Raw genomic sequence first — 21,249 nt, forward strand, 5'->3', positions numbered from 1 at the left:
GAGAGTGATGAAAAAGACCGCATGACCGTATCGCGAAGCATTTGCCTGGGTTTTATTGCCGTCATCTTGACGGGCACCTTACTTTTAATGATGCCCTTTGCCACCATCAACGGTCAGTGGAACGACCCCATTGTGGCATTGTTCACCTCCACCTCAGCCGTTTGCGTGACAGGCCATATCGTCGTGGATACCGCCACCTACTTTTCCAGAGCCGGACAGGCCATTATCATGCTGCTGATTCAAGTCGGCGGCTTGGGCTACATGACCGCCACCACCTTTTTGCTGCTCCTACTGGGCCGCCGCTTTGGCCTCAAAGATAAAATTGCGATCCAGGAAGCCCTCGATCGCCGCTCTCTTCAAGGGAGCACCCAAATTCTTCAGTCCATCATTGCCACCACGCTGCTCTTTGAGCTGACAGGAGCATTTACGTTATTGTGGGTGTTCGTCCCCGATGTAGGTTGGCCCAAGGGGTTGTGGTTTGCAGTGTTCCACAGCGTCAGTGCTTGGAATAACGCAGGGTTTGCCTTATTCTCCGATAACTTAGTGGGATACCAAAGTTCGCTGCTGCTAAATTTAGTCATTACAGGCTTGATTATCTTTGGCGGGATTGGCTACGAAGTCATTTTCGAGCTGTATTTGTTTTCCCGAGAGCGCATCACGCGCCAAAAGCTGCGAACCGTGCGATCGCTCAATTTTCGCGTTGCCATCAGTACGACTTTGTTTCTGTTGCTCAGCGGCACCTTTGCCATCTGGCTGATTGAAATGAGAAATGCCAAAACCCTTGGCGACTTAACCTTTCCGCAGCAGATCCTCGCGGCCTGGTTTCAGTCCGTGACGAGCCGCACCGCAGGCTTTAACACCATCGATGTCGGCCAAATGAGCAACGCGGGACTGTTTATTACCATCGCGCTGATGTTAGTGGGCGGCAGTCCGGGGGGGACAGCTGGGGGCATTAAAACCACCACAGTTCGGGTCCTGACGAGCTGCACTCAAGCCATCCTCCAAGGCAAAGAATCCGTCGCGATCTACCAGCGCCACATTCGGGTATCGCTGATACTCAAAGCCGTAGGCGTTACAGTCGGGTCTTTGACAACCGTCGTCGTGGCGACGATCTGCATTTCCCTGGCCGATCCGCAGCTCGACTTCATTCGGATTTTGTTTGAAGTTGCCTCCGCCTTCGGCACCGTGGGCCTTTCGACGGGCATTACAGCCGGGCTCGCCCCCGTGAGTAAACTGGTATTAGTAGCAACAATGTATATTGGCCGGGTCGGAATTTTGCTACTGATCGGCGCGCTGTTGGGCGACCCCAAACCCTGTCCGGTTCGATACCCAGAGGAATCGCTCCTAGTCGGGTAACGGCGCTGTGGATTCAGACTGCACATAGAAAAGGAACTCTCGCTCATGAATTTTTCATCCCTAGGCTTGTTTCGTCCCCTCAAACCAGGAAGTCGCCATCAGTTTGCCGTTATCGGGTTGGGCCGTTTCGGTCGAGCCGTCTGCGAAACCCTCCACAAAAGCGGCTATGAGGTGTTAGGGGTGGATGTAGATGAAAAGCGCGTAGCGGACATTCTCAATTTAGGCGCTGCCGGACACGCGCTGCAAATCGACTCCACAGATCCGCTGTCGCTGAAGCAGGCGGGTATTTTTGAGTTCGATACGGTCATCGTGGCCATTGGCAACTACCTTCAAGAAAGCATCATCACGACGCTGGCAGTCAAAGAAGCTGGCGTGCCCCACGTGGTTGCGAAAGCTTCTTCCGACGTTCACGCCAAATTGCTGCAAAAAGTAGGGGCCGATCGCGTGGTGCTGCCGGAACACGAAGCGGGTTGTACCCTGGCGCGATCGCTCACCAAATCCGGCATCCTCGACCGATTCGACCTCGACCCGGAACACAGCATTGTCGAAATTACGGTGCCGGAGTCGTTTCACAACAAGACGATTGCCGAGTTGCGGTTGCGGGGCCAGTACGGGCTGAACGTATTGGCCACAGGCCACGCCCAAAAGTTTGACATCAATCCCAGTCCCGAACGCCCCTTACAGAAGGGCGATATGCTGGTGGTGATTGGAAGTAATGCCGACATCGACCGCCTGCCGATTTAAACCCTATGATTCCCGCCGCCCCACCCCATTTCCGCTCTGGCTTTGTCGCGCTGATCGGCAGACCCAACGTGGGTAAATCCACCCTCATGAATCAGCTTATCGGTCAGAAGGTAGCCATTACGTCTGCCGTGGCCCAAACCACCCGCAATCGCCTGCGGGGCATCTTGACCCGAGAAGATGCCCAAATTATTTTTGTAGACACTCCCGGCATCCACAAACCGCATCACTCCCTAGGAGAAGTGCTGGTCAAAAATGCGATCGCCGCCATCAATGCCGTAGACCTCGTGGTGTTTGTCACAGACGGGTCGGTTCCCTGCGGTAAAGGCGATCGATTCATCGAGGATATTTTGGCGCATTCCAAAACCCCGGTTATTTTGGGCGTCAACAAAATCGACCTCGCGCCAGAAGACCCTAGCAAGCGCGCGGCAGTGGAGCAAAGCTATCGCAACGTAGCTGCCGCCCATCAGTGGCCGTATCAAGCCTTTTCAGCGTTGGCGGGAGACGGTTCCGAGTCGCTGCTGTCAGCGCTCGTCCAAACCCTCCCCGAAGGCCCCTACTACTACCCGCCCGATCTCATCACCGACCAGCCCGAGCGCTTTATCATGGGCGAGCTGATTCGCGAGCAGATCTTGGAACTCACCCGCGAAGAAGTGCCCCACTCCGTCGCAATTACCATCGAGCGCGTCGAAGAAGACGCCAAAATTACTCGAATTTTAGCCACGGTTCACGTCGAGCGACCGTCGCAAAAGGCAATCCTGATCGGAAAAAGCGGAGCCATGATGAAGGAAATCGGCTCCCAAGCGCGGCAGCAAATTCAAAAGCTGATTGTGGGGAAAGTCTACCTGGAGCTATTTGTGAAAGTGCAGCCCAAATGGAGAGAGTCCAATTTACGGCTCGCCGAGTTCGGTTATCGCGTGGAAGCGACCTAGCCGCGCCACGGACAGTCAAACCGATTGTAAAATGCCAAAGTTTGCGACGCCTAGGGCAATCAGTCTCCAGCGCGAAGACAATCGCGACGGGAACTCGTGTTATATAGTTTCATCAGTATTACAACTCAACTCAATCCATCCGAAATATGCAAGTTCGAGAACCGCTCAGAACCGTCACCGACCGCTTAGATGTGGCGATCGCCGCTAGCCAAAAACACCTGCTGGACCGCCAGTTTCCCGAAGGCTATTGGTGGGCAGACCTTGAATCCAACGTCACCATCACCTCGGAAGTGGTTCTTTTGCATCGGATTTGGGGTACGGAAGCCAGCTATCCGCGCCATAAAGTAGAAACCTATTTGCGCCAGCACCAGCGCGATTGCGGCGGTTGGGAGCTTTATGCCGATGACGGCGGCAACCTGAGCGTTTCGGTAGAAGCATATATGGCGCTGCGGATCTTGGGCGTCCCGGCGTCCGATCCCGCACTCGTAAAAGCCAGGGCGTTTATTTTGGCCAGAGGTGGCATCACCAAAACCCGCATTTTTACAAAGCTGCATTTGGCGACGATCGGCTGCTATGACTGGCAAGGACTACCATCCCTACCTCCTTGGGTGATGTTACTGCCAGAGTTGCCCTTTGTCAGCATCGTCTACGAAATGTCGAGCTGGGCGCGGGAAAGTACGGTCCCGCTGATCGTGGTATTGGATAAAAAGCCCGTCTTTCCCCTTAATCCCGCGATCGACCTAGACGAACTGTACGTCGAAGGTCGCGACAATGCTGCCTTCGAGCTGCCGCGCAACGGCGACTGGACGGATGCTTTTGTGGCCCTAGATGGCATCTTTAAGCTGGCCGATCGATTCAACTTAACCCCCTTCCGAGAGGAAGGGCTCAAAGCAGCGGAACGCTGGATTTTAGAGCATCAAGAACCGACGGGGGATTGGGGCGGCATTATTCCGCCGATGCTCAATGCCTTGATAATGATGAAAACCCTCAATTACAACGCCAACGATCCGGCAGTGCGGCGCGGATTTGAGGCTTTGGCACGTTTTGCGGTGGAAACGGAAGATACCTACTGGATTCAGCCCTGCCTTTCTCCAGTATGGGATACGGCGCTGGCAGTACGGGCGCTGGCGGAGTCCGGGATGGACCGCCAGGATCCGATGCTCGTTAAGGCCGGGGAATGGCTGCTAGAAAAACAAATTTTAGACTACGGCGATTGGGCCGTAAAAAACCGGACGGGGCAACCGGGGGGCTGGGCCTTTGAATTTATCAATAATTTTTACCCCGACGTAGACGATACCGCCGTGGTGGTGATGGCGCTCAATGAGGTGACGCTGCCGGATGAGGAGAGAAAAGATGCGGCGATCGCCCGCGCGACGCAGTGGGTGGCTTCGATGCAGTGCCGTCCGGGAGGCTGGGCTGCATTTGACATCGACAACGACCAGGAATGGCTCAATTGGGTTCCATACGGCGACCTGAAGGCCATGATCGACCCCAACACTGCCGACGTAACGGCCAGAGTGCTGGAAATGGTGGGGCGCTGCGATGTCACGACCGGAACTCAGAGCGTGGAGCGCGCCCTTCAGTACCTGGTCAAAGAGCAAGAACCAGAAGGCTGCTGGTTTGGGCGTTGGGGGGTGAACTATATTTATGGCACTAGCGGCGTATTAGTGGCGCTGTCGTTGGTTGGCCCCAAGCGGTTTGCAGCGGAAATTCAGCGCGGTGCGGCTTGGTTGGTCAGTTGCCAAAATCCAGATGGCGGCTGGGGAGAAACTTGCAAAAGCTACGAGGATCCTAGATTGAAAGGTCAAGGACCCAGCACCCCTTCTCAGACAGCCTGGGCGTTAATGGGCCTTCTCGCGGCAGGAGACGCAACGGGAGATTATGCAATGGCTGTTATCGAGCGCGGCGTTCGGCATTTGCTAGAAAGCCAAAAGTCCGACGGCAGTTGGGAAGAACCCTACTATACGGGCACCGGATTTCCAGGTCACTTTTACCTGCGTTACAACCTTTACTACCAGCACTTTCCGCTGACGGCCTTGGCGCGCTATCGCAAGGTGGTGCAGTCGGCCTAGGGCGAGAGGAGAATCCAATTCTTGGGAAGGGTTTGCTCGATCGAGCGTTGCCTTTTTGGCTCGCTTGTCGATCGCCCCTCAAACTCAGTAAGCTACCCATAAAGACTCAAATAAAATCGAGGTAAGTATGGGTAGCGCTCAGAACGTATTAGGCAGTGCATTGCAAACCTGCTGTACCTCTCCCATGACCGGATTCTACCGCGACGGTCTGTGCAATACAGGTGCGGGTGACATGGGCGCTCACGTCGTCTGCGTGCGGGTAACCGCTGAGTTTTTAGAATTTTCAAAGGCGCGGGGCAACGACTTGATAACCCCCATGCCCGTCTATCAGTTTCCAGGGCTTAAACCGGGGGACTGTTGGTGCCTGTGCGCGTCGCGCTGGAAAGAAGCCCTAGAGGCAGGAATGGCACCGCCCGTCGTCCTGACAGCTACCCACGCCGTTGCGCTAGAATACGCAACACTCGACGAACTAAGGCAACACGCATTGGACGCGCCGTAAAGAGAAGACCCTTCGAGAATGTCAGCACTGAGAACACCTAAGCGCGCAATCGCGCGATCGTCGCTCAGAAGGGTTTAGCCATTTGCAGAAAACTGCTCGACAAAACGTCGGCCAGCAGCCATTGCGGCGCTACAAGTATCGTAAAACTCGCCATCGTTAAAGACATCGAGGTCCGCACTCATCACCCAACATCGATAGACCAAAGCCTGAGAGCAACTAATTCCTACGATCCAACCTGGAAAGGCGGAAACCTGTCCCAACGTCTCTTGCTTTATCATGGCCTGCAGCTCCATTAAAACTGGCTAAAAGCTACATACAATATAGCTTTTAGCCAGAAAATTATTCCCCGTCCGTCTTGGAACGGCAGAGAGCGAAAGCTCGATGTCTTCCGCTAAAATCGAGTCCCTTAACGGCGGCGATAAGGGACCGTCTTCTCAATATCGATGTTGTAAGGGGAAACAGGATTGGGCCTGCCAGATTTAGGGCTGATGCTTCTCGCCATGTTGAGAAACAGACTTGCATCGCCAGCTTTAGGTTGTTTGTCGTAGGAGCGGAAGTTGCGGACAACCTCTTGCCAGATCGTTTGAGGAAAGCCCAATTGATTCCGATAATAGGCGTCATACCGAGGAGACGTAATATTAAAAGGCGTTTCTCCAGTGACGCGACTCGGCAGAAGGCGGCGGCGGTGATAGGGAACGGTATTTTCGCCAAAGTTTTCAATGTATTCGTCACTGTTGAGGAGTTCGTCGACAAACCCCTTGACCCCTTTGGTCATGACCACTGCCGACCAGGCAATCTTCTCGGCATTGCTGTAAACTCGGCGTCCTAAAACCTTCTGAACGCAGTGCTCGACAAAGCGATAGTTGCTATTTTTATCGTAGAAGCTGTCGATGAAAGTATTTGAGAGCAGTAACCCTCGGATAAAATCGCGAACCGTAATCTGCCTGTTGCGAAGCTGGGATTCTAGAACAATTTCGCGGTCCCACTTAAATGCATGGAAAAAGATCTGGCGATAGGCAGCATTGATGAGATTTCCCATGTCTGTTGCCGAAAATTGATCGTCAGTCGAATAAATGATAGCCTCGTCATCCCGAGCGCCGAGTGCATCGACGCGCTGGTTTGGACAAGAAGGAGAATAAGCTAACAGAGGAATAGCCACGTTTATAGAAACCTCCAGTTCGTAACAAAAGTTTTTTAATCTAGGGTGTCCCGATTATACAGGCGCGAGGGAATTCGAATTTTCACTCGCCAGACAAAACGTTACAGAGCTTAATTGCTGAAGCCGAATTGCCCCCAAATCCACTGCGGTCATTCAGCGCTAACGGCGCTCGACGCTTTGTACGCGAAAGCTTCAGTCAATATTGCAATGTTAATAAATACTTAAGAACTAAATCGAAGCATTGATTCTCAACAATATGTAACATAAGCGATTCCCACTGCATAGTACAAATTAGATCAACTGAGTTTCTATCAGTTTTAAAACAAAAGTTTACGCAATCCAATAAGTTAGGAGACTGAATCTATGCTAGACGCCTTTACCAAGGTCGTTGCCCAAGCAGATGCTCAGGGCAGACTAGTGGACAATTCTCAAATCGACGCTCTAATGGCTGTGGTGAAGGAAGGTGCAAAGCGCACCGATGTTGTGAATCGCATTACGAGCAATGCTTCTACAATTGTTACCAATGCAGCGCGCGCGTTGTTTGAAGATCAGCCTCAGCTGATCGCGCCTGGTGGGAATGCCTACACCAATCGTCGGGTTTCCGCTTGCATGCGCGACATGGACATCATCTTGCGCTATGTTACCTACGCCGTGTTTTTAGGCGATGCCAGCGTTTTGGACGATCGCTGCTTGAATGGTTTGCGCGAAACCTATTTGGCTTTAGGCGTTCCCGGATCTTCCATGGGCACCAGCATCCTCAAGATGAAAGATGCGGCCATTGCAATTGCAAACGATCGCAACAACATTCAGCCGGGCGACTGCAGCTCCTTGATGGCTGAATTGTCTGGCTATTTCGACCGAGCAGCAGCGGCAGTCAGCTAATCGTCTTGGACCTCTGCGCCATTTCGTTGAACGACTTTCTCAAGTGCTTTTCGATTTGAGAAGGAGCTGTTCTCTTTCAAACTTTGTCCGATCTAAACTTTTTTAAAATTACGGAGATACTATCCGATGAAGACGCAATTAACTGAAGCAGTTGCAGCAGCAGATTCTCAAGGTCGTTATTTGGGCAACGTCGAACTTCAAGTTGCTTTTGGTCGCCTGCGTTTGGCCACTGCCGATCTTGAAGCAGCAAAGGCTTTGGGTGCTAAAGCGGACCAGTTGGCTGAAGGGGCTGCGAATGCAGTTTACCAAAAGTTTACCTACACCACCACCATGCAAGGCAACAACTATGCCTCTACACCTCGCGGTAAGGCAAAGTGCTTGCGCGACATCGGCTACTACGTGCGCATGATTCAATACTGCTTGATTGCTGGGGGAACGGGTCCCGCTGACGATTACCTGTTGGCAGGACTGGCAGAAATGCACAGCAGCTTTGAATTGGTCCCTGCTTGGTATGCCGAAGCGCTCAAGTATATCAAAGCGAATCACGGTCTCAGCGGCGACCCCGCCCTTGAGACAAATTCCTACATCGACTACATGATTAACGCTCTAAGCTAGTCATGTACTTTTCCCGGAAGGATGGGCGGTGGTGTCGAAGATGGTTCTGCTCGTCCTTCCGGGCAACTTTTATAAGCAGCGAAGTTAAAAATCTTTGAAAAGAGCGTTTGGTCGTTTGTTAATTTAGGAGCTAAGAACCATGGCTGGCTTGCAAGCAGCAGGAAGATTGGGGATTAAACCCTTTGAAGAGGCAGAACCCGTTGAATTGCGCCCTCATTGGACTCAAGATGACGTCCGATCTGTTATTTCGGCAGCTTATCGACAGGTGCTCGGCAACGAGCACTTAATGAAGAGCGAGCGGTTATTGGGCGCCGAGTCGCTTTTGATGCAAGGTTCGATCTCGGTGCGAGATTTTGTGCGGGCGATCGCCGTGTCGGATCTCTATCGCCAAAAGTTTTTGTATCCCAATTTCCACATGCGCTTTATCGAATTGAATTACAAGCACCTGTTGGGGCGCGCACCCTACGAGCAGGCAGAAATTTCATATCACTTGGATCTATTTCTTTCTAAGGGATATGAAGCTGAAATCGACTCTTACCTCAGCTCAGTAGAATATCAAAATAATTTTGGGGACAACGTCGTTCCCTACAATCGAGATTTTCAAGTCGATCGCCCCGGACAGCGCGCGATCGGCTTTAGCCGTTTGTTGCACCTCCATCGCGGTTATGCCAATAGCGATCGCGCGCAGGGGCAGAAACAACCCCGTTTGACCTGGGAAATGTCCAAAAATTCGGCAACCCCAGTCACTAGTGGGATTTCTAGTTCGATCTCTGGCAGCTTGGGCGGTTCTCGCGGCGATGTTTACCGATTGCGGGTCATCCGTTCTGCGTCCCCCAACTCGGCCGTCGTGCGGCAGAGCACAACCGAACTGCTGGTTCCTTACGACCAACTGACGACCAAGCTAAAGCAGTTGAGCCGTTCCGGCAGTAAGGTGGTTAGCGTAACCTCTGTTTAGCGCCTTTGCGCGTCGCGGGTAAGCAATTGTTGGAAAGCTGGAAAGTTTTAAGCCGATGGTTGCTTACCCCCATCGATCCGACCTCCCCTTTTTGTCTGTCCCATTACCCATCATTTCAAGGAGAACTTATAGGTGGCTATTACAACAGCAGCATCTCGCCTTGGAACGTCGGCGTTTAGCGATGCCGCGACCGTAGAATTACGTCCCAATGCCACGCAGCAAGACATCGAAACGGTTATTCTTGCCGTGTACCAACAGGTATTGGGAAATCCCCATCTCCTGACCTCCGAACGTCTCGTCATTGCCGAATCTCTGCTGCGCGATCGCAAAATTACAGTTCAAGAATTCGTGCGTCAAGTTGCTAAATCAGAGCTGTACAAAGAGAAGTTCTTCAGCAACAATTTCCAAAGCCGGACGATCGAACTTAACTACAAGCACCTCCTGGGGCGGGCACCCTACGATCAGTCAGAAATTTCGGATCACATGAATTTGTATCAATCCCAGGGCTTCGATGCAGATATCGACTCTTACATTGACTCCCCCGAGTATCAGACCAACTTTGGGGAAAATATCGTGCCCTATTATCGCGACCTCACCACCACGGGTGTCGGTCAGAGGTCGGTTGGATTTCCCCGACTGCTCCAGCTCTATCGGGGTTATGCCAACAGCGATCGCGCGCAGTTGATTGGCAAAACACCGCGATTGGTCAAGGATCTCGCTCGAAATACCGCTTCTGTGGTGGTGCCTCCTTCCGGGGGTGCGGGCGGCTTTGCGTTCCAAGCAGCCCAAAAAGGCGATGCTGCGTTCAGCGCGTTTGGCGGATCGAAAGCGTTTGGATCGGGTCGGCTTTTCCGAGTCGAAGTTGCAGGGATTAACAAACCGGGCTACCCCAAGGTCCGCCGCGTTAACAAAGCAGTTGTGATCCCCTATGAAGAGCTGACCGCTCACATGCAGAGGGTTCAACGTCAGGGCGGCAAAATAGCGAGCATTACGCCCCTCTAAACGCCGACCTATGGGTTGAGGGCGCAGATCGAGGAGCGTAGATTAGAACAGTGCATTGGTAGGGGCGGGGTTGCCTGAAACGGGATCGGATAGATCCAACGCGTTTCGGCAAAACCCGCCCCTATAAGGTTTTGGGTTGTCGCTCGATCGCTTCCTCATTCGAAGGAGGGTAGGCGACCAAACCTTTGAAGTCGTAGAGCGAAGTATCCGCTAAATGAGAGAGCGAAACGTGTTGAAGGCTGCGGAACAGACTATCGACTCGGCCTGGCGTTTCAGCCTCCCAGGCTTGCAACATTTTTTTGATCTGAACCCGCTGCATATTTTCTTGAGATCCGCATAAATTGCACGGAACGATCGGGAACTGCCGCAAATCGGCATAGCGCTGAATATCGGATTCGCGGCAGTAGGCCAGAGGCCGGATTAAAATATTTTGCCCGTCATCGCTAATGAGTTTGGGGGGCATGGCCTTGAGTAACCCCTTATGAAACATATTGAGAAACAGCGTTTCGACAATATCGTCGCGATGATGGCCCAGGGCCACCTTCGTTGCGCCTTCTTCTCGAGCAATCCGATACAAAATTCCGCGACGCAGACGCGAACACAGCCCGCACATCGTTTTGCCTTCTGGAATCACCCGCGTGACAATGCTGTAGGTATCTTCTTGGACGATGCGGTAGGGAACCCCCAATGCCTTCAAGTAATTTGGCAGCACGTCTTCTGGGAAACCGGGTTGTTTTTGGTCGAGATTGACCGCCAAAAGCTCGAATTTGATGGGGGCGCAGCGCTGAAGGCTTAGGAGCAAGTCCAGCAGGGTGTAGGAGTCCTTCCCTCCAGAAAGACACACCATTACGCGATCGCCCGCTTCGATCATGTTGTAGTCGTAGATGGCTTTTCCCACTAAACCCTGAAGGTGGGATTTTTGCTTGTAAACGGCTTTTGAGGGACGAGTAGGGGTAGCTTGCATGGGGGTACCGGCTTAGCTCAAGTTTGAAATTAAAAGGTTCAGTAATCGATCGATCGATGAAGGGCTTGAAAGTTTGCCCGCTGGATAGAGGTCTGCCTTACCGTTCGAATTTGGAAATACCGTTTGAGAGAGCGTCCTATGGAGGGATTCATATCGCTTCACCAAACCGGATTCCAGATCTTCCAAGGATAAACCATCGCGATCCATGCTAAAGCGAAAAACGGTTTGTTCTTCAGTCGGTGCATCGATTCGGTTAATTGCAAGCGTCGTTCGATTCGCTTGGCCAGTCTGTCGCAGGGCGATCGCCAGCGCAACCCAGTTGACCGGAGTAGGAATCGCAATCTCTAACGGGAGGGATAAATTTGCTCCTGGGTGCGTTTCGATATCCGAACTATCCTGGCTGCGCGCCCAGTCGCTGGCAGGAAATCGACTGCTTTTCTCGGTTGAGGCAGGCGTCTCGCCGTCGTTTGGAGTAGCTGCCCTCAGATCTTCGTTAAATTCTGCAGATGGCAGCGACCACTGCACGCCGTCCAATTCTGCCCCTTGGGGCATCGCGCTCAGATCTGCTTCGCTCCAACGAATTCCCTGTAACTTTGCCGACTCGAACAGCGTATTCACGACCTTCACCTCTTTGAGATTGGCCGAGCTCAGGTCGGCATTGGTAAAATCAGACTCTCCAAAATTTCCGCCGCTCAGGTCTGCTTCGAGGAGCAAAGCCCTCTGAAAATTGGTGCGCTGGCAGTTAGCACAATACAAATTACTGCTGCTCAGATTTGTATTACTCAAATTTCCTTCAACGCAGATCACCTTACTGAGGTTAGCTTGAGTGAGATCCGCAAAACTGAGATTGATAAAGCTCAGGTCAGCCTTGCTTAAATTTGTGCGGCTTAAGTTAGCACCCTGCAAATTCGCTTCGGTCAAGATAGCCTGACTGAAATTTGCAGACATTAAATTGGCCTGGGCCAGATTGGCTTCGATCAAAAAAGATTGCTCCCCCCAAGCCTGACTCAGATCGGCCTCTCTGAGATCGGCTCGGCACAGATCCGCCTTAAACAGCTGCGCCTGACTTAAATTTGCCCGAATCAAACGAGCAAAGTTCAGATCGGCTCCGCTGAGATCCACACCACTGCAATTGCTCATCGAAAGATTGGCCAACCTCAAGGTGGCACCTCTTAAATTCGTCCGTTTGAGGATGGCACCCGCTAAGTTAACGCTGATAAGGTTAATACCGCTCAAATCGACCCCGCTCAAATCGACCCCGCTCAGATCGAGCATTTCTGAGAAGTGGACCTTTCGCCATTGGTTCCAACGCTTGACCCCGCGCTTAATCAGTTTGAGATGGGCTGCATTCGCCACGGCAGTATTCCTGATTGGCTAATCAGAGATTAACATCAAAAATCAGGGTTAGGGTGGCTCCCCCTGCAGATTGAAGCGCTCTAGCTCGCGCTGAGTCCGCCAACCTTTAGAATGATGACAAGGCAACATTTCAACAATGCGGCAATGACCGTAAAGCTGGCGCGATGAGACTGCTTGCAGACATTAAATGGGAAATGGGAGTATCAAACGGAAGATTTATGACAAAACTGATTTTGGGGTTGTGGAGTGTTGTTCTGATCGCGATGTTATGGGTACCGCTGCCTGCCTACGGGGCGAGCTCTGCGGCGATTCGCGCCTATGACGACGTGGCGATCGCCTCCAAAAACTTTGCAGGCAAAAATCTACAGCAGGCCGAATTCAGCGATGCCCAACTGAGCGGGGCCGATTTTAGCGGAGCGGACCTTCGAGGCGTTGTCTTCAACGGCGCTGTTTTGACGAAGGCTAATTTCCAAGGGGTTGATATGACCGATGGACTCGCCTACATTACAGATTTCAGCAATGCGGATTTTACGAATGCCGTATTGAATGGCGCGCTGCTGCTCAAGTCAACGTTCCGCGATGCTACGGTAACGGGGGCAGACTTTAGCGATGCCGTACTCGATAAGATCCAGGTTGTTGGGTTGTGTCAGTCAGCCAGTGGCGTCAACCCGACCACAGGCGTAGAAACCCGCGAATCGTTAGGGTGTACTTGACGCTCGGTCGGTCGGTCGATCTGTCAATCTGTGGGTCGATCGGTGTGGCATTCATGTCTCGGAAATTGTCCGCGCTGTTTGCGAGATTCCATCGCTCGCTCGAGCAACGTCAGCATTCCGGGGGATTCTTCTTGGATGGCCAGCAGCAATTGCTCCCCCAACACCAGGTCGTTTTCATCCCCCGGATCTACGCCTGTTTCCATCACGGCATGAAGGCGCGGTAAAGCCCAGTCCCCCACAATTTCAATCAGTCCATCGAAGCAGCGATTGAACTGCTGGGCGGTCAGGGTCGAATCTTCGAGGGGAAACTCAATAATGGCGCGGATTTCTCCATCCGAAGGGTCGTATTCCCACTGCAACATTTTGGTTTCCCACGAGATGCTGAGCATGGTTTGCAGGATCGCGGCCTTGTGGGGATGTTCTTTCACGCCTGCGAGGACTTCTGGCGCAAACAATTTGAAAAAGCGTCCCTCTTCATCCAGTTGGATGACGACTAAAAGCTGCTCGGCAGAATCTAGCGCGAAGCGGACTAGAATGCGAGATTTCTCCGGCTGAAGTTGGTAGGTGAGGTCGCGCGGGTCGAGATAGGTCGCAATTTGGTCTAAGGTGATGCCCATACGTTAGAAACTGGAATACAAAGCCTTACTTTTCGATCATAGGCGCCATTGGCATCCGCGCGAAAACGATCGTTCTAAGATGGGGATATGCTTCGATCGACAACGGACTAGATTTTGGAGGGAATGCCTTATCGAAACAATCTACGGCAACCTACAAGGGCTAAAGAGCAGTCACCTCAAGCAATTACGACGGCTCTACCATCAACGGCTACCGGGCGATCGCATTACGACCTCGGAATTTGCCCAACGTCTTGCGGCCATCAGCACTGAAATTCAGGAGCCGATCTGCGCCTATCTCAATCGCCGGGGCCAGGTCACGCGCGTGGGCGTGGGGACGCCGCGTCAAACTCAGATGGCACCCCAGGAACTCCCGCGCTACGGGGCAGAACGGCTCAGCGGCATTCGCTGTATTGCCACCACCTTAAAAGGAGATCCCCCAAACGAGGCCGCGCTCACCGCTATGGCGCTGCAGCGACTCGATGCGTTGGCGGTGTTGAGTTTGACTGGGGGGGGCTTCGAGCGGCGGGGCGGGGGAGCGACGGGCTACGTCAAAGCGACCTATCTAGCCCATTTGATTCCCAATCCCGACCATCCGTGGACGGTTTCGGAGGCCATCGATCTCGACGCTTTAGCCCAGCAAGATCTTTTAGACTTGGTTTCTAACTTAGAAGACGAGTTTCGGCAGTCGGAAGCGCCCACCGCTCCCGTCGTCCGGGGGAAGGCAGATTCCCAAATCGATCGGGTGGTGTTGGTGGGGTTGATGACCCAAACCACGACTGCGGAGCAGTTTCAAGATGGGCTGGCAGAGCTGAAGCTCTTGGTGGAGAGCGCCGGGGGACAGGTACTCGATGAAATTTGCCAAAAGCGATCGCAGCCCCATCCCCAAACTGTTGTGGGAGAGGGAAAAGTCGCGGAGATCGCGCTCAAAGCCCAGACCCTAGGAGCCACTTTGGTGGTCTTTAACCGGGATCTTTCTCCTTCCCAAGGACGCAACCTAGAGAATCAGATTGGCATCAGAATTGTGGATCGGACCGAGGTTATTCTGGACATTTTTGCCCAGCGCGCCCAGTCCCAGGAGGGCAAGCTTCAGGTGGAGTTGGCTCAACTCGAGTATCGCATGCCGCGTCTGACGGGGCGAGGGCAATCCATGTCTCGGCTGGGGGGCGGGATCGGAACTCGCGGACCGGGGGAAACCAAGCTAGAAACGGAGCGCCGTACCATTCAGCGCCGGGTCAGCCGCCTTCAGCAGGAGGTGACGCAACTCCAGGCCCATCGCTCGCGGCTGCGCCAGAAACGCCAGCATCGCGGGGTGCCTGTTATTGCGGTGGTGGGTTACACCAACGCGGGCAAATCCACCCTGCTCAATACCCTCACCCATGCCGAAGTCTACGCTGCCGACCAGTTGTTTGCGACGCTCGACCCCACCACGCGCCGCACTGTCGTGCCCAACGCTCATGCTGACGATCTTCAACAAGTGCTGCTGACGGATACCGTCGGGTTTATCCACGAGCTACCGCCCTCTTTGGTGGATGCTTTCCGCGCCACCTTAGAAGAAGTCACCGATGCCGACGCCCTCCTGCACGTCGTCGATCTTTCCCATCCAGCTTGGATGTCTCAGATTCGGTCGGTGATGGAGATTCTGAAGGAGATGCCCGTTACGCCAGGGCCAATGCTGCTGGCGTTCAACAAGATCGATCGAGTGGACAGCGATACCTTGGCGATCGCCAAGGAAGAATTCCCCCAGGCCATCTTCATTTCTGCCAGCCAGCGCCTCGGATTGGAGACCTTGCGCGCCAAGATGGGTCAGTTGGTCGACTATGTTGCGGTCAATGCGGGGACCTAAAACCGCACGAGGAAGGTGTGAAAGAGTTCTCCACCCGCTGTTTTGGCAATGGTACCGCCGGCCTCGCGCACCAGGGTTTTCCATTCCGAGAGGGCGGGCAGCATCACTTCCGCACCTAAATAGGTTTCCAGGATCGCCCAGTTTTCAGCCAATTCTTGCTCTGGATCGACGGCGTCAAAGATGAATATGCCGCCCGGTTTGAGCGATCGCTTCACCTCGGCCAGCACCAACTCCCAATACTCCAACGGATAGTAGCAGCTCCACCCGGTCGCCACAATTCCGTCAAACTGCTGCGCGGCATAGCCCAGTTGATGGGCGGCACCTAACTCGACACCCTTAAAGAGCTTGGAATTGAGCTGCGGACCCCGGCTCCTGAGCGCTTCCTGGGCAAAGGTGCTAATTTCTTGACCGTAAAAAAAGGCATCCCAATCCCGCCACGGATAAATCAAAAAACTGAGCCCGCAACCAATGTCCAGCCAATGCTGATTCTTTTTGGGCGTGGCGACCTGCCAAAACGGCGATGCAATTCGAGCCTGAAGCCGCCCCGCCGCCCAATCCTGAAAGACGGGCATGGCTTCTACTTCGGCAGGTAGGTCAAAGGCTTCTCGTTTGTACTCGCGGTTATACCGATTGGCGACGGCGGCTGTTAAGACCTGCCAGTCGCGGCTGACCGTTGGGAGTTCGTAACCCGCGCTCCAAGACTCAAAAGGTTCCTTCAAATTTTTTGGCATCGATGCATGCCCCTCTAGAAGGCCAGTCTTTATCCTACCGCTTTCTGCACTGCGCTTTATGGGGATGACGGCACCTTCGCGAGACGACGCGCTCCAGACTGGCAGCGGTTGCAAGCGCATTGTAGCGATAAGAATTTATCAACAAAATCCGCGCGCGCTTCGCCTAAAGCTATCGGAATCGAGTCAGATTGCTGGCTTTTGGATTGCGAGATCGGCCTACCCCCCCTTTGATAAGTTATTCGGTAAGTTAGGAACAATTTATATTACAAATACCGTTGGCTAGATTCTCTTTGAAATAGTCCTAAATTAAAGATTTTCACGTAGTATCGAAAATGGAGAACCTAAGTGAGGTGGTGTAGTGCTTACCCATCACCAGATGCACTCCAGGGACTTGCTCAAACGAGAACTGCCGTTTCCATGAATGAGAGGACGATTGTATGGCAACTTTCAAGGTCAGATTAATCAATGAAGCTGAGGGTCTCGATACCACTATCGACGTGCCCGATGATGAGTACATACTCGATGTTGCCGAAGAACAAGGCATCGATCTGCCGTTCTCCTGCCGTGCTGGTGCTTGCTCTACCTGTGCTGGCAAGATTTCGTCTGGTACTGTCGATCAGTCTGACCAATCTTTCTTGGATGACGACCAAATTGAAGCAGGCTTCGTGCTGACCTGCGTGGCTTATCCAACGTCTGATGTCACGATCCTGACTCACCAAGAAGAAGCTTTGTACTAATCTTCTAGTACTGCTGACGCCTTCATTGGCCTTTCCTGAAACGGGAGAATCATTGGACTCTCCCGTTGTTTTAGTTATGCAGCGCGATCGACAAGAACGCTCCGCGCTCCCTCCCAAATCTTCCCGCACCCTGCGGGCGCGAGGCCGCGACTAAAGTGCTTTCACCCAGGCCGTCGGCAAAAACAGCATTTTGCGAAGATCCGGTACGTAGGCGCGCTTCGTGAAGACATCGTAAGAGTTGCGCTCTATGACGTTCAGGATTTGACGGTACAGCACCAACGCCGACCAGACCGGCCAGCGGGCATCCTTTTCTAGGGCGCTCACGCCATCTTCGGCCATGGCAAAGAATTTACGCGCCCGCTCGATCTGGAACTTCATCAGAGCCCTCCAGCGCTCGTCAACCACGCCCTCGAACAGTTCGGCTTCGGTATAGTTAAACAACCGCAGGTCTTCTTGGGGGAGATAAATGCGATTGCGACGGGTATCCTCGCCGACGTCCCTCAAAATATTGGTGAGCTGGTTGGCAATGCCCAGGGCGATCGCCTGCTCGATCGGGTCCTGCCCGCCCGCTCTAACGTAGGGATTCGTCCAGGGAGCCTGGAGCCGATCCGAGAACGTTTCTAAACCCATCACTTGGGCTGACATTAAACCGACGGTCCCCGCCACGCGATAGCAGTATAACTTCAGCTCTTCAAAGGTTTCGTAGCGGCTGCGGTAGAGATCCATCCGCTGCCCGTCGATCATGTCCCGAAAGGGTTGGATATCTAAGCCGTATCGCTCGATGGTGTCCACCAACGCGACATCGTAGTCATCCACTGGATGCCCTGCAAATACGGACTCCAGATTTGCTTCCCATTCATCCAGGGTATTGGTCGTGGTTGCCGCTGCTTGGGGACCGTCCACCAGCTCGTCGGTGCGGCGACACCACATGTAAATGGCCCAAATGCCGCGACGTTTTTGCTCGGTCATGAGCATCGTGCCGAGGTAAAAGGTTTTTGAATACTTTGCTGTGACCTGCCGGCAAAGTTCGTAGGACTGCTCTAGGGAACTTTGAGGCTTCATGCGTCGTGGAGTTTCGGGCAGTTGCAGCATGTTGTCAGCTAGACAGGGACGGCTTGGGCAGAGGGCAAGGTGGATGAAACAGGCTGGGTCGGTTTCGCTTGGGCAATAGCCTGCGCTGCCAGCTTACCAGAAAGCACGGCCCCTTCCATACTGCCAAGATACATCTGTTTGGTATAGCTCCCCGCGACGTAAAAATTTGCGATCGGCGTTTCTTGGGTTGGCTTATCGGACTGTCGGCCTGGAGAGGCGGTGTAAACAGAGCGCGGTGTTTTCACCACTTTATATTTGCGCAGCTTTGCCGGATTATCGCCCGTTAAATGCTGCGGAAACAGGCGCTCTAATTCCTGCATGGTGGCCGCGATAATGTCTTCGTCGGATTTGTCGATCCAGTTCTTGGCCGGAGCTAAGACGAACTCCAGCATAGAACGGTCTGGGTCTTCGTACGCTTTACAGGTGATGCTCATGTCGGCGTAGACGCTCAGCAGGTCCGAGCGAGAAAAGAGCAAGTGATCGATATTGGTGAGCTTGCGATCGAACCACAAATGCAGGTTGATCACCGGAACGCCCTCTAGAGCCTCTAACTTTTGAAAGAACGGAATGGCTTTCCACGGTTGGGGCATGAGTGCCTTTAAAACGTCTACGGACATCGCCGAGACGTAGGCATCGGCTTCTAGAATCTCATCGGGCTGACCGTCGAGACCTCGAATCAGGAAATGCCGGACGGTTTGGTCGGCGTTGAGCGCGATTTCTTTGAGCGGTTTCTCGAGCAATACCTGGCCGCCGCCTTCAATAATACGATCCACAATGGGCTGACAAAGGCGCTCGGTAGGGGAACCATCCAAAAAGGCAATTTTTGACCCGTAGCGTTCCCGCAGGAAGCGGTTGAGGGCCGTCAGGATGATGGTAGCCGAGACGTCTTCGGGATTGATAAAGGTCAAGGCTTTGGCAGCGGCAATAAAGATATCGGAATTGACCTTGTCGTCAATGCCTTGACGGCGCAGCCATTCCAAAAGGCTGTACTTGTCCATGTCTTCGACGTACTTTTGGCCTCGCAAGACGCCGGGCCACAGCCCTAGGGCAAAGCGGATCTTTTGCTCCCAGGTCAGCATGTCGTTGTTGCGCAGGATCGACATGATGACGTTGAGGGGAGCCACGATGTCGGGAACGCTGAAATAAGAATAAGTGCCGGGTTTTTCGGGTTGATTGAAGATGAGCGCGTGCTGTTTCCACTGCAACCGATCTTCAATGCCCAATTCCTTCATCAGCTGAAGCATATTGGGGTAAGCCCCAAAAAAGGCATGCAGACCCGTTTCGTACCAGTCGCCGTCCTCATCTTTCCAAGCTGCTACCAGGCCGCCCAATACGTTGCGGCTCTCCAGCACGATGGGCGTATGTCCCGCATCAACGAGATATTTCGCGCAGGCTAACCCCGCTAAGCCGCCCCCGGCGATCGCAACGCGCATAAACTGCCTTCCCTCGTCTAGAAGTTTGCCAAAATTACCGATTTATCCCAACATGAGGCCAAATCGCACCCCCCATTATACGTTGCAAACCGTTACATTTGGGGGCGATTTTGCAACTTAACTTCAAGATCGGCCTGAAATCTTAGAATTTTCCCCTCAGTATTGTCCCATGGGTCTTTCTAAAACGGAACAGCAAGGGATCCGCCCAAGAGCACGACGGCAATGGTATCTACAAATCCATGGACGAGAATCGGCACGGCTAAGCGATTGGTTTTGGCAAAGGCGATGGAATAGAACAGCGAGGCCGAGGTGGCGAGGACGATATACAGTCCTCGGTACTGCCAGAGGGCGAGGGGGTTCGTGCCGGACTCGTTGCCAATATGAGACAGGCCAAACAGGACGGAACAGCCTATGGCAGAAAGCCAGAGGATGGTTTGGGGCGAACTCTTGGCGCGGAGCTTTTGCCCTCCGCCGATCGCCCACCTCGTCGAGCCTCGGCCCAAACAATCTCGCAGCAGCACCATCACGCCGGAGCGGAAAAAGACTTCTTCAAAAATACCGACGCGGAACGCGAACAGAACGAAATACGCGAGCGATCTCAGCGGGCCGAACTGGTTTTGGTCGAGGGCGGGCTGCACGAATCCCGAGACGATCGCCAGGGGTACGAGCGCGAAAATGACGGATAGAAGGAGCGCTGCCAGGACGGGCCAATCTTGGCGCTGCATGGCAAAGCTGTAGCCGAAATGCTCGCGTCCCAGCCCCGAACCATAAACCACGACTAAAACAAACAAATTGACGCCAATGAAGACGCCGAAGCTAAAGGAGGGGATCGAAAACCAGTACAGAATGGCCGCGCACAGCACCATCAGCCAGAAGTCCGACAGGACAAGCCGATTTTTAGGCAATGCATTGACGGATCGCCGATGCGGCCAAGTTAACCCCAGACAGATCGCCCCGTAAACCGCGCTGACGGCGAATCCTTCCCAAGGGGTTCCGGTGCGGTGGAGGGATAAATAGAGGGTATTGAGCAATAGCAAGCCGTACAATTGCCAGCGAAGGCGAGGCTGGGGCTGTTGCCGCAGTTCTCGGACGACAAAGGGAATGCGGAGGGCGACAAAAACGCCACCCAAAAACAGCGCGACGTTGAGCCAAAACTGACCGGAGACGATTAAGGTATCGAACTGCTCTATCCAGCTAAAGTGGCGAGGTCCCAGGTGGAGTGCTTTCCCCAGGCCGATCTGAAGGGCTAAGGCGATGCAAAGGACAATTTGAAAGACGAGTCCTTGCTTTGGCAGCAGGATTCGCTCGACTAGGCGTTCGCCCAAATGCGTGGCCAGCCCAAAAATGGGGACTGCGGCAAACGCGACAAACGAGAATGCTTCAAAGAGGCTTTCGCCGAGCGACCAGTCGCCTGCGTCTGGGAGACGGTGCCGGACGAGGATTGCCGCAAACCAGATAACCGCAGCGAGGAAGGCGATCGTTCCTTCTCCCAATCCGCTGTAGGGTTTGGGCTGCAAAAAATCCCATTGCTTTGTCATTTTTGGATTGAA

The 21,249-nt window shown here is 53.4% G+C and carries 21 protein-coding genes; 12 read left to right on the top strand and 9 right to left on the bottom strand.

Annotated elements, in window-relative coordinates; translation table 11 throughout:
* Positions 1-21 precede the first annotated feature (21 nt).
* The 5 genes from R6H26_RS12925 (at position 22) to R6H26_RS12945 (ending at position 5,600) form a co-directional block, all read left to right on the top strand.
* Entirely contained in the window at positions 22-1,356 is a 1,335-nt protein-coding gene (locus R6H26_RS12925; protein ID WP_404790792.1) for a TrkH family potassium uptake protein, read from the top strand.
* A 45-nt stretch (positions 1,357-1,401) separates the two neighbouring features.
* Complete coding sequence (locus R6H26_RS12930) at positions 1,402-2,100, top strand: potassium channel family protein (RefSeq protein ID WP_404790793.1); 699 nt, start codon at positions 1,402-1,404, stop codon at positions 2,098-2,100.
* 5 nt (positions 2,101-2,105) lie between these two features.
* Entirely contained in the window at positions 2,106-3,029 is a 924-nt protein-coding gene (era, locus tag R6H26_RS12935) for a GTPase Era (RefSeq protein ID WP_404790795.1), read from the top strand.
* A gap of 146 nt (positions 3,030-3,175) precedes the next feature.
* The gene (gene shc / locus R6H26_RS12940) at positions 3,176-5,101 is read left to right on the top strand and encodes a squalene--hopene cyclase (protein ID WP_404790797.1); all 1,926 of its coding nucleotides are present in this window, start codon (positions 3,176-3,178) and stop codon (positions 5,099-5,101) included.
* A gap of 127 nt (positions 5,102-5,228) precedes the next feature.
* Positions 5,229-5,600: a DUF2237 family protein gene (locus R6H26_RS12945; protein WP_404790799.1), complete on the top strand. Its 372-nt coding sequence runs from the start codon at positions 5,229-5,231 to the stop codon at positions 5,598-5,600.
* 74 nt (positions 5,601-5,674) lie between these two features.
* Here the strand turns inward: R6H26_RS12945 and R6H26_RS12950 are convergent, their stop codons facing one another.
* Positions 5,675-5,878, bottom strand: a complete 204-nt coding sequence (locus R6H26_RS12950; protein ID WP_404790801.1) for a hypothetical protein — start codon at positions 5,876-5,878, stop codon at positions 5,675-5,677.
* 128 nt (positions 5,879-6,006) lie between these two features.
* Positions 6,007-6,759, bottom strand: coding sequence for a phycobilisome rod-core linker polypeptide (locus tag R6H26_RS12955; RefSeq protein WP_404790802.1), 753 nt, complete (start codon positions 6,757-6,759; stop codon positions 6,007-6,009).
* 363 nt (positions 6,760-7,122) lie between these two features.
* On the opposite strand from R6H26_RS12955, the gene R6H26_RS12960 reads away from it, so the two are divergent.
* The 4 genes from R6H26_RS12960 (at position 7,123) to R6H26_RS12975 (ending at position 10,213) form a co-directional block, all read left to right on the top strand.
* A complete protein-coding gene (locus R6H26_RS12960) occupies positions 7,123-7,641 on the top strand; it encodes a phycocyanin subunit beta (RefSeq protein ID WP_404790804.1) in 519 nt (172 codons plus the stop codon).
* A 126-nt stretch (positions 7,642-7,767) separates the two neighbouring features.
* Complete coding sequence (locus tag R6H26_RS12965) at positions 7,768-8,256, top strand: phycocyanin subunit alpha (protein WP_404790806.1); 489 nt, start codon at positions 7,768-7,770, stop codon at positions 8,254-8,256.
* 139 nt (positions 8,257-8,395) lie between these two features.
* Positions 8,396-9,211 carry a phycobilisome rod-core linker polypeptide gene (locus R6H26_RS12970; protein ID WP_404790808.1) on the top strand — a complete coding sequence of 272 codons (816 nt, stop codon included), beginning with the start codon at positions 8,396-8,398 and terminating at the stop codon, positions 9,209-9,211.
* Between the two features lie 132 nt (positions 9,212-9,343).
* Positions 9,344-10,213, top strand: coding sequence for a phycobilisome rod-core linker polypeptide (locus R6H26_RS12975; RefSeq protein WP_404790810.1), 870 nt, complete (start codon positions 9,344-9,346; stop codon positions 10,211-10,213).
* A gap of 121 nt (positions 10,214-10,334) precedes the next feature.
* On the opposite strand, the gene ttcA is transcribed toward R6H26_RS12975, so the two are convergent.
* Together ttcA and R6H26_RS12985 are read right to left on the bottom strand one after the other, a co-directional pair.
* Positions 10,335-11,177 carry a tRNA 2-thiocytidine(32) synthetase TtcA gene (ttcA, locus tag R6H26_RS12980; RefSeq protein ID WP_404790812.1) on the bottom strand — a complete coding sequence of 281 codons (843 nt, stop codon included), beginning with the start codon at positions 11,175-11,177 and terminating at the stop codon, positions 10,335-10,337.
* 12 nt (positions 11,178-11,189) lie between these two features.
* Complete coding sequence (locus R6H26_RS12985; protein WP_404790814.1) at positions 11,190-12,533, bottom strand: pentapeptide repeat-containing protein; 1,344 nt, start codon at positions 12,531-12,533, stop codon at positions 11,190-11,192.
* 218 nt (positions 12,534-12,751) lie between these two features.
* On the opposite strand from R6H26_RS12985, the gene R6H26_RS12990 reads away from it, so the two are divergent.
* Entirely contained in the window at positions 12,752-13,246 is a 495-nt protein-coding gene (locus R6H26_RS12990; RefSeq protein WP_404790816.1) for a pentapeptide repeat-containing protein, read from the top strand.
* 23 nt (positions 13,247-13,269) lie between these two features.
* Here the strand turns inward: R6H26_RS12990 and R6H26_RS12995 are convergent, their stop codons facing one another.
* Complete coding sequence (locus R6H26_RS12995) at positions 13,270-13,863, bottom strand: hypothetical protein (RefSeq protein ID WP_404790818.1); 594 nt, start codon at positions 13,861-13,863, stop codon at positions 13,270-13,272.
* Positions 13,864-13,942: 79 nt separating this feature from the next.
* Between R6H26_RS12995 and hflX the strand changes: the two genes are divergently transcribed.
* Positions 13,943-15,706, top strand: coding sequence for a GTPase HflX (gene hflX / locus R6H26_RS13000; RefSeq protein WP_404790820.1), 1,764 nt, complete (start codon positions 13,943-13,945; stop codon positions 15,704-15,706).
* Here the strand turns inward: hflX and R6H26_RS13005 are convergent.
* The gene (locus tag R6H26_RS13005) at positions 15,703-16,437 is read right to left on the bottom strand and encodes a class I SAM-dependent methyltransferase (RefSeq protein ID WP_404790822.1); all 735 of its coding nucleotides are present in this window, start codon (positions 16,435-16,437) and stop codon (positions 15,703-15,705) included. The genes hflX and R6H26_RS13005 overlap by 4 nt on opposite strands.
* A 437-nt stretch (positions 16,438-16,874) precedes the next feature.
* On the opposite strand from R6H26_RS13005, the gene R6H26_RS13010 reads away from it, so the two are divergent.
* Complete coding sequence (locus R6H26_RS13010; RefSeq protein WP_404790824.1) at positions 16,875-17,174, top strand: ferredoxin; 300 nt, start codon at positions 16,875-16,877, stop codon at positions 17,172-17,174.
* Positions 17,175-17,324: 150 nt separating this feature from the next.
* Here the strand turns inward: R6H26_RS13010 and R6H26_RS13015 are convergent, their stop codons facing one another.
* The 3 genes from R6H26_RS13015 to R6H26_RS13025 all read right to left on the bottom strand — a co-directional run bounded on the left by R6H26_RS13015 (position 17,325) and on the right by R6H26_RS13025 (position 21,237).
* The gene (locus R6H26_RS13015) at positions 17,325-18,266 is read right to left on the bottom strand and encodes a phytoene synthase (RefSeq protein ID WP_404790826.1); all 942 of its coding nucleotides are present in this window, start codon (positions 18,264-18,266) and stop codon (positions 17,325-17,327) included.
* A gap of 8 nt (positions 18,267-18,274) precedes the next feature.
* Positions 18,275-19,699 (bottom strand): 15-cis-phytoene desaturase, encoded by a 1,425-nt coding sequence (gene pds, locus R6H26_RS13020; RefSeq protein WP_404790828.1) that lies wholly within the window; start codon positions 19,697-19,699, stop codon positions 18,275-18,277.
* A 179-nt stretch (positions 19,700-19,878) separates the two neighbouring features.
* Entirely contained in the window at positions 19,879-21,237 is a 1,359-nt protein-coding gene (locus tag R6H26_RS13025) for a lysostaphin resistance A-like protein (protein ID WP_404790830.1), read from the bottom strand.
* Positions 21,238-21,249 lie beyond the last annotated feature (12 nt).

It is taken from the genome of Altericista sp. CCNU0014 (assembly GCF_044923475.1).
Taxonomy (GTDB): Bacteria; Cyanobacteriota; Cyanobacteriia; order Thermosynechococcales; family Thermosynechococcaceae; genus JAAURS01.

Bases quoted from the DNA above. Each gene is read 5' to 3' on its own strand.
- R6H26_RS12925 (WP_404790792.1), top strand. From the start codon at position 22: ATGACCGTATCGCGAAGCATTTGCCTGGGTTTTATTGCCGTCATCTTG.
- R6H26_RS12930 (WP_404790793.1), top strand. From the start codon at position 1,402: ATGAATTTTTCATCCCTAGGCTTGTTTCGTCCCCTCAAACCAGGAAGT.
- era (WP_404790795.1), top strand. From the start codon at position 2,106: ATGATTCCCGCCGCCCCACCCCATTTCCGCTCTGGCTTTGTCGCGCTG.
- shc (WP_404790797.1), top strand. From the start codon at position 3,176: ATGCAAGTTCGAGAACCGCTCAGAACCGTCACCGACCGCTTAGATGTG.
- R6H26_RS12945 (WP_404790799.1), top strand. From the start codon at position 5,229: ATGGGTAGCGCTCAGAACGTATTAGGCAGTGCATTGCAAACCTGCTGT.
- R6H26_RS12950 (WP_404790801.1), bottom strand. From the start codon at position 5,878: ATGATAAAGCAAGAGACGTTGGGACAGGTTTCCGCCTTTCCAGGTTGG.
- R6H26_RS12960 (WP_404790804.1), top strand. From the start codon at position 7,123: ATGCTAGACGCCTTTACCAAGGTCGTTGCCCAAGCAGATGCTCAGGGC.
- R6H26_RS12965 (WP_404790806.1), top strand. From the start codon at position 7,768: ATGAAGACGCAATTAACTGAAGCAGTTGCAGCAGCAGATTCTCAAGGT.
- R6H26_RS12970 (WP_404790808.1), top strand. From the start codon at position 8,396: ATGGCTGGCTTGCAAGCAGCAGGAAGATTGGGGATTAAACCCTTTGAA.
- ttcA (WP_404790812.1), bottom strand. From the start codon at position 11,177: ATGCAAGCTACCCCTACTCGTCCCTCAAAAGCCGTTTACAAGCAAAAA.
- R6H26_RS12990 (WP_404790816.1), top strand. From the start codon at position 12,752: ATGACAAAACTGATTTTGGGGTTGTGGAGTGTTGTTCTGATCGCGATG.
- R6H26_RS12995 (WP_404790818.1), bottom strand. From the start codon at position 13,863: ATGGGCATCACCTTAGACCAAATTGCGACCTATCTCGACCCGCGCGAC.
- hflX (WP_404790820.1), top strand. From the start codon at position 13,943: ATGGGGATATGCTTCGATCGACAACGGACTAGATTTTGGAGGGAATGC.
- R6H26_RS13005 (WP_404790822.1), bottom strand. From the start codon at position 16,437: ATGCCAAAAAATTTGAAGGAACCTTTTGAGTCTTGGAGCGCGGGTTAC.
- R6H26_RS13010 (WP_404790824.1), top strand. From the start codon at position 16,875: ATGGCAACTTTCAAGGTCAGATTAATCAATGAAGCTGAGGGTCTCGAT.
- R6H26_RS13015 (WP_404790826.1), bottom strand. From the start codon at position 18,266: ATGCTGCAACTGCCCGAAACTCCACGACGCATGAAGCCTCAAAGTTCC.
- pds (WP_404790828.1), bottom strand. From the start codon at position 19,699: ATGCGCGTTGCGATCGCCGGGGGCGGCTTAGCGGGGTTAGCCTGCGCG.
- R6H26_RS13025 (WP_404790830.1), bottom strand. From the start codon at position 21,237: ATGACAAAGCAATGGGATTTTTTGCAGCCCAAACCCTACAGCGGATTG.